This is a genomic window from Candidatus Woesearchaeota archaeon (assembly GCA_027858315.1).
Lineage (GTDB): Archaea > Nanobdellota > Nanobdellia > Woesearchaeales > UBA583 > UBA583.
Map to the genome: position 1 here is coordinate 1 of JAQICV010000046.1, position 6,989 is coordinate 6,989.

A 6,989-nucleotide genomic window follows, 5' to 3' on the forward strand; every position below is an offset into this window, starting at 1 on the left:
ATATTATTTAAAAAAGATAAAATAGAGTTTCAAAAATGAGAAGCACCTATATATGAATTTAATACAGATAACAATGTTCAAAATTATGTTTCTTGTAGTTATTTATATATACCAAACAAGCCTCTACACTTATATACTGAACAAGAAGAAAAAGATTTACTTAAATTATTCCTTAAATTAAAATAAAAATGGATAGAGATATAAAATTAGCAAATTTCAATGATATGTATACTCCTGATGAAGCATTAAACTATATACAAGAATTTTTACCAAAAAATAGAGTGTATTGGGAGGCTTGTTATGGATTATGACATTTAGCTAGAGCATTAGAAAAAAGAAATTTTAAAGTAGTATGAAATAAAGATATTGATTGTTTATTAGAACAACCAAAAGAACATTGGGATATATGGTTTACAAATCCACCCTTTAAATGAAATAAGAAATTTATTAGGAGAGCATATGAATTATGAAAACCATTTATAAGTTTACAAAGATTAGAACATTTTTGATGAGTTGATGCAATGGAATTATTTAATAATGATGATATACAAATAATTATACCTGAAAAAAGAATAAACTATATAACGCCAAAAATATTAAGATGAGAAAAAACATGATGAGCTACTTTTCATTCAATATTTATATGTTATAAAATTAATTTACCTGAAAAAATAAATTATAAATCGTAATAACCGAAAGATTAGAAAATTTAAATGAATTATTTTATGAATTATGAAAACTTATAGAATTTAGAAATAATATTTTAGAAGAAAAATGATATAATAGACAAATGGAAAGTAACCAAAATGAATTAGACTTTCTAAGAAATAAAATTAAGGAAATTAAATAACTATATTATAAATACTAATAACAAACAAAGATGAAAAAATGACCTATATGAAACATACATAAAGTAGAAACTAATCAATATTGATGAAATACTATTGTATGAACTAATAAAAAATGAGAACCTGTAGTATTAGATTATCCTTTTAAAAAAGTATTTTAGATAACATAATATAAAATATATGTGAATTAAATTATGTAAAGACTGTAAAAAACCTAGATGACACGAGTTAATGTATTCAAGATGTAAAGAATGTCAGTATGCTTTTGAAGCTAGTAAACCTAAGAAAGTATATGAATTAAAGAAAACAAAACCTAAACTAATCTGAGTTAAAAGAAAAGCTAGAATAAGAAAACAAGGTTCTGAAATGAAAGTATTTGTAGAGATGTGGTTAGAACAACCTCACACTTGCGAGAATTGTTGAAAGCATATAGAACTATTCCACCCATCTGTTTTTGCACACAAGTTAAATAAAAGAGATAATCCTGAGTTAAGATATGATAAAAATAATATAGCTTTAGTTCATTGAATATTTGAAACTATGGATAAGACTTGAAAGACTTATAACTGCCATAAAGAATTTGATTTAAAATTTAATAAGGAAAAATATGGCTAAAGAAGAATACATATCAATACAACTACCTATGCCTCCATCAGTTAATATAGCCTATGCTTGAAAGGTAAGAAGATATAAAAGTCCTGAATATCAAAAATGGATTCAGCTTGCAGATATAGAATATTCTAAAAACTGATTTAAAGGTCGTATAACTTGAGATGAATGGTTAGAGGTAAACTATAACTACTTCTTTAGTTTATATACCTTAGAATGAAAGAAAAGGGTTAAAGATGTGTGAAATTATGAAAAACTACTAACTGATTATCTATGTACTAAGATAGAATGACTAGAAGACCATAAAATAAAAATTATAAAATTAGAAAAACACGACTCTGATAAGAATTATGTAAAAATCTTAATAAAAGAAATATGAAAAAAATAGTAATAGCATTGATGTTGATGGAACATTAATTAAAAATGAACCACATTGAGCATGTAATTATATGCCAAACCCTAGAATATGCCATCTATTAGAAATATTAGCTTGATTTAAAAATGTGAAAATAGTAGTTTGGAGTGGTGGCTGAAAAGACCATGCACTTGATTATAGATATTAAAGACTAAATTATAGTCTTTTTTAATTGGCTTAAACTAAACATTAGTTTGGAGTATTTAAAAGAAAAGTAAACATTATAAAAGAAAAACTTGCAATTTGTTGCAATATAGATATACTTGAGTTATCAAAAATAACAGAAACAAAACAGCCTGTTTAATCTCTGCTACATTCTTGATAAACTATTACTTACTAATTACTATACTATGGAAATATACTTTGATTTTGAATTATCTACTGATGATATTCAAGAATTAATAAACAATTTTGGAATTATTATTCATAATGAATGAAAAGTAGATGTACTTACTGGAGATACTTCATATTGAGAAGCAAGTGTAGATACAAAAGATTTACTTACATTAGAATTTGATGATTATATTAAATTTTGGTTAGATGCTTGATATGAGTTAAAACTAAAAAATGATAAATATATGATAACTACTTAATTATGAACAGTAAAGAAGCAGGAGAAAGATTTAAAGTATTAAATGCTTACAATAATTCACAAGAAATAAGACATTTAAGTTTAAAGCAAGAAAAAAAGTTATTTGCTGAAAGAAAAATAAGATGAGAAGAAGTAAAAAAAGAATATAAAGAAATATGTAAAGAAGAAGCTAAAATATATCTAAATCATTTACCTAAAAAGAAAGGTCAATTAATAGGTTGGATATATAAGAGTGAACTGACAGAAGAAATAGAGAATAGAGAAATAGATTATATTAATAAATAAGAAACAAAGAGAAGAATGAATATTAATTTACTATTCTATAATGAAAGAGAAAAGGATATATATTTTTCAAGATTTTGAAATAAGATAACTTACAAAATAACAGGAAAGAAATATTGAATAACTGAAACAAGAGTTAGACAAATATTTGAAAAGACAAATGAAAAGATTAATGATTACATTTTAAAATTTAATAAGATATAATGAGTATATATACAAAATTACTAGATATACAACAACAAAGTACAACATTAAAGAAAGATGCTAGTAATCCATTCTTTAAATCAAAATATATAACACTAGATAATATTATCTCTGTTTATAATGAAAAACTATCACAAAAGAAAATAGTTTGCTATCATTACACAAAAGATAATAAACTAACTACCGTATTAATAGATACTGAAGATGATTCAAAAGTAGAAAGTGAATTTAATGTATTAAATAATGACCCTCAAAAAGCAGGTTCAGAAATAACATATTGAAAAAGATATAATCTATGACAATTACTAAACATACAAACAGATTTAGATGATGACTGAAATTTAGCAAGTAAAGAATGAAATACTAAAGACCATTATCCAAAAGAAGAAAGACCTATAAAACCATTCTATAATGATACAGAAAAACATATAGATACTTGGAAAGATTTAGTAGCTGAATGAAAGACTACTTGAAAAGAATTACTTGAAAAAGTAACTGATAATTGAAATAAGCTAATTAAAAAAACTCATAGAGAAATGATATTAGCATTAGATAACCAATAGGTTTACTACTTAATGAAACAAACAGATGGAACATACAGAATTACTAAATATTAATGCTAAAGATTTTCAATTAACTATTGAAAGAGTAGAAGAAATTAAAATTCCTTTTATTCCTTTAGCAGATGAATACAAAACTTTTATACCTGAAATATCAAAAGTATTGGAAGAAAGTAAAAAAAATATTACAGAAGAATTAGTGAAAAGAGCTAAAAGAGTTAAATTAGATATTGCAAAAATTAGAACTTCTACTAAAAAAGTAAAAGATACTGAAAAAGCTGGAGTGTTACAAATATGAAATGCTATACAAAAATGTCATAATTTAATAGTTGATGTAGTATCTGAAAAAGAAGAAGAACTTGATAAAATAGTAAAACATTTTGAAAATTTAGAAATTGAAAGAATAAAAGAATTAAGATTAGAAAGAATTTCTTTATTAGTACCTTTTGAAGTATTAAATATAGAATCAATAGCTTTATGAGAAATGGAAGAATCAGTTTTTAATGCTTTTCTTAAAAATGCTAAAAATGAATATGAAGAAAAAATAGAAAAACAAAAAGCTGAAGATGAAAGAATAAAAAAAGAAAAAGAAGATAATGAAAGAATTAGATTAGAAAATGAAAAATTAAAAAAAGAAGTTGAAGAAAATAAAAAAAGAGAATTTAGAGAATCTACTCCTATTATAAAAGATGTAAAATTAGAAGATAATACTGAAAGAGATAAAAAAGAAAAAGAATATATAACTTATAGAGATTCACTTAATTTTGATAAGTTTGAAAAAGAAGAATGAAAGATAGTATTTTATAAAAAAGTTTGAGAATTTAATATTTAACTTATGAAAACACTAGAATTAATAGAATACTTACAAACTCAGAAAGAAGATATAAACTGGGTTTGTGAGAAAACAAAGAATAAATCTTGAAGAACATTATCTCAAAATAAAGCATTTCAGAAATTATTTACAGATATATGAAATCATCTATGAGAAGATAAAGATGATATTCATGATATGATGTTATGATGAGTATTTGGAACTAAAGAAGTAACAATAGGTAGAATTACTAAAGATGTATTGATAGAAAAACACACAGCTAATTTATCTATGGAAAAATGAACTAAATTAATTGATACAATATTAGCATTTTGTAAGAAGTATGATTTACCAATTACAATAACAAGTAGAGAAATACAAAGTTTATATGAATCTTATAACTAATTTACTAATTATGAAAGCAAAAACTATAAAGATACTAGAAGCAATGGATAATTGACAAACTCTAAGCAATATAGAATTAAATAGATTAGCTGGTTGGAGATTTTGATGACATTTATATAGCCTAAGAAAAGCATGAGTTACATTTAAGAAAACTAAATGAGAAAGATATATAGAATATTTTACAATTATTAGTATCCCTAGTAATGTAATATATAAGAATAGAAATAGCATTAAGATAATTACAATTAGCCTACTAGATAGGATTTATAACTTTTTAACTAAATAAACATGATATACTGAATAATAACATTAACAATACTACTTGTATTAACATTAATTTGAAACTATACATATTATAAAAAGAATAAACAATTAAATAAAACTACAGATAATCTATTAGCTAAACAAGATATAGATAGAGAAGTATGTAATCATATAGGGAAAATAATGGAATCACAAGAAAAAGAAATAGAATGATTAGAAAATGAAAAAATAGTATCAGATAGAAAAATTAAATATAGAAATAGAAGAATTACAAAACTAGAAATACTATTATCAGAAGCTACTTGAGATAAAAAACACCTTAGAGGTCGTAAACTTACTAAATAAACTCCTACGAATGACTAAATTAAACGAATTACAAGAAATACTAACTAATATACAAATATCTAAAGCATTAGAATTAAATGCACCATATATAACTACATTATCTAAAAGATGATTATCTAAAAAAATATTAAAATCATTAGAAAATCTAAATTATATTGAAACAAGTGAAACAGAACATTATAAAAAAACTTTAATCATTGAACATAAATAATATTTTACTAAATAACTAAATAACCTTGAACGATAATTTAGAACAACTAGAACTAGACTGTGATGATTTAAGACATCAAAAAGAAGAAGCAAAAGTTATGATTGACTGGTATAATGATAAACTAAAAAATATAACTAATCCTGAACTTATTACAGCTAATCTAATTAGAAAAGAAGTTAAAGAAAGAGAATTAAAAGAAGTTACAGATGAATTAGCTAAAAAAGCTATGCAAGTATTGGAATTTAATAATTGATAATAAAAGAATATGAAAATTATATTAAACAACACTGAAATAGAACTAAGTCAAGAACAAATTGATGAGATAGTTAAAAATAATAAAAAAGAAGAAACTATTAAGTTTGAAATAAAAAGTATATTTTGAAATGTATTATTTACTTCTACTATATATAATAACATTAAAGAGGTTTTAAGAGAAGCTAATTTAACAGGAGTTGATTTAAGTGGAGCTGATTTAATAGGAGTTAATTTAAGTGGAGCTAATTTAAGTGAAGCTAATTTAACAGGAGCTGATTTAAGAGAAGCTAATTTAACAGAAGCTGATTTAAGTGAAGCTGATTTAAGAGGAGCTGATTTAAGAGAAGCTGATTTAAGAGAAGCTAATTTAAGAGAAGCTAATTTAAGTGAAGCTGATTTAAGTGGAGCTGATTTAAGAGAAGCTGATTTAAGAGAAGCTAATTTAATAGGAGCTAATTTAAATGGAGCTAAATTAAGTGAAGCTGATTTAAGTGGAGCTGATTTAAGAGGAGCTAATTTAAGAGGAGCTAATTTAAGAGAAGCTAATTTAACAGAAGCTGATTTAATGGATTGTAAATTTTATGGTAAATGATGAACTTCTAAATTAAAGAAAGAACAAGTAGAAGATTTTTTAAAAGCACTTTGATTTATAATTGAAGACTAATTTAATAATTGATAATAATTTATTATGAACAAAAAACAACTAATAAAAGAGTTTGATAAACAAGATTTTACCGAAACTTCTTGATTGTATGATGAAAGAGAAACTTATACATCTTTAGAAGAAGTTAAAGAATACATATTTAAAACTATAATCCCAGAAGTATTAAAAAGTGTTATGTCTGAATTTGATGAAGATTATAATGCTAAGAAAATAAAAATAGAAAAACTTTACAAGATAAATTTATAAATGAATTATGAATAAAAAACTAATTAATTTAGTTGAATTATTAAATAATCTTAAATAAAAATGGAATACTATGTAATAAAAAGAGCAACAGGAGATATTGAAATAACTAATAATTATCATATAGCTAGATTTTCTATTGAAATACTTAAAACTTGTGAAACTAAACAAGAAGCTGAAGCATTTATAGATGATTATTATATCCCTTAAAAACATATAACATGAAGAGTAATAAAATCGAATGTTTAGATTGTGGTATAACTTGAATAAACTTTCCAGAT

Annotated in this window: 9 protein-coding genes; all 9 read left to right on the forward strand. The window is 23.4% G+C overall.

What is annotated here, in order from left to right; genetic code table 11:
* Positions 1-188 precede the first annotated feature (188 nt).
* Positions 189-311, forward strand: coding sequence for a hypothetical protein (locus PF569_03940; GenBank protein MDA3855385.1), 123 nt, complete (start codon positions 189-191; stop codon positions 309-311).
* A 2,156-nt stretch (positions 312-2,467) separates the two neighbouring features.
* Positions 2,468-2,590, forward strand: coding sequence for a hypothetical protein (locus PF569_03945; protein ID MDA3855386.1), 123 nt, complete (start codon positions 2,468-2,470; stop codon positions 2,588-2,590).
* Positions 2,591-2,949: 359 nt separating this feature from the next.
* Positions 2,950-3,231, forward strand: a complete 282-nt coding sequence (locus PF569_03950; GenBank protein ID MDA3855387.1) for an ERF family protein — start codon at positions 2,950-2,952, stop codon at positions 3,229-3,231.
* A 307-nt stretch (positions 3,232-3,538) separates the two neighbouring features.
* The gene (locus tag PF569_03955; GenBank protein ID MDA3855388.1) at positions 3,539-3,808 is read left to right on the forward strand and encodes a hypothetical protein; all 270 of its coding nucleotides are present in this window, start codon (positions 3,539-3,541) and stop codon (positions 3,806-3,808) included.
* 186 nt (positions 3,809-3,994) lie between these two features.
* On the forward strand, positions 3,995-4,300 hold the full coding sequence (locus PF569_03960) for a hypothetical protein (GenBank protein ID MDA3855389.1): 306 nt from the start codon (positions 3,995-3,997) through the stop codon (positions 4,298-4,300).
* Between the two features lie 1,271 nt (positions 4,301-5,571).
* Positions 5,572-5,799, forward strand: a complete 228-nt coding sequence (locus PF569_03965) for a hypothetical protein (GenBank protein MDA3855390.1) — start codon at positions 5,572-5,574, stop codon at positions 5,797-5,799.
* Positions 5,800-5,961: 162 nt separating this feature from the next.
* A complete protein-coding gene (locus PF569_03970) occupies positions 5,962-6,393 on the forward strand; it encodes a pentapeptide repeat-containing protein (GenBank protein MDA3855391.1) in 432 nt (143 codons plus the stop codon).
* A gap of 156 nt (positions 6,394-6,549) precedes the next feature.
* Positions 6,550-6,711, forward strand: coding sequence for a hypothetical protein (locus PF569_03975; GenBank protein ID MDA3855392.1), 162 nt, complete (start codon positions 6,550-6,552; stop codon positions 6,709-6,711).
* A 60-nt stretch (positions 6,712-6,771) separates the two neighbouring features.
* Positions 6,772-6,918 (forward strand): hypothetical protein, encoded by a 147-nt coding sequence (locus PF569_03980; GenBank protein MDA3855393.1) that lies wholly within the window; start codon positions 6,772-6,774, stop codon positions 6,916-6,918.
* Positions 6,919-6,989: the final 71 nt, after the last annotated feature.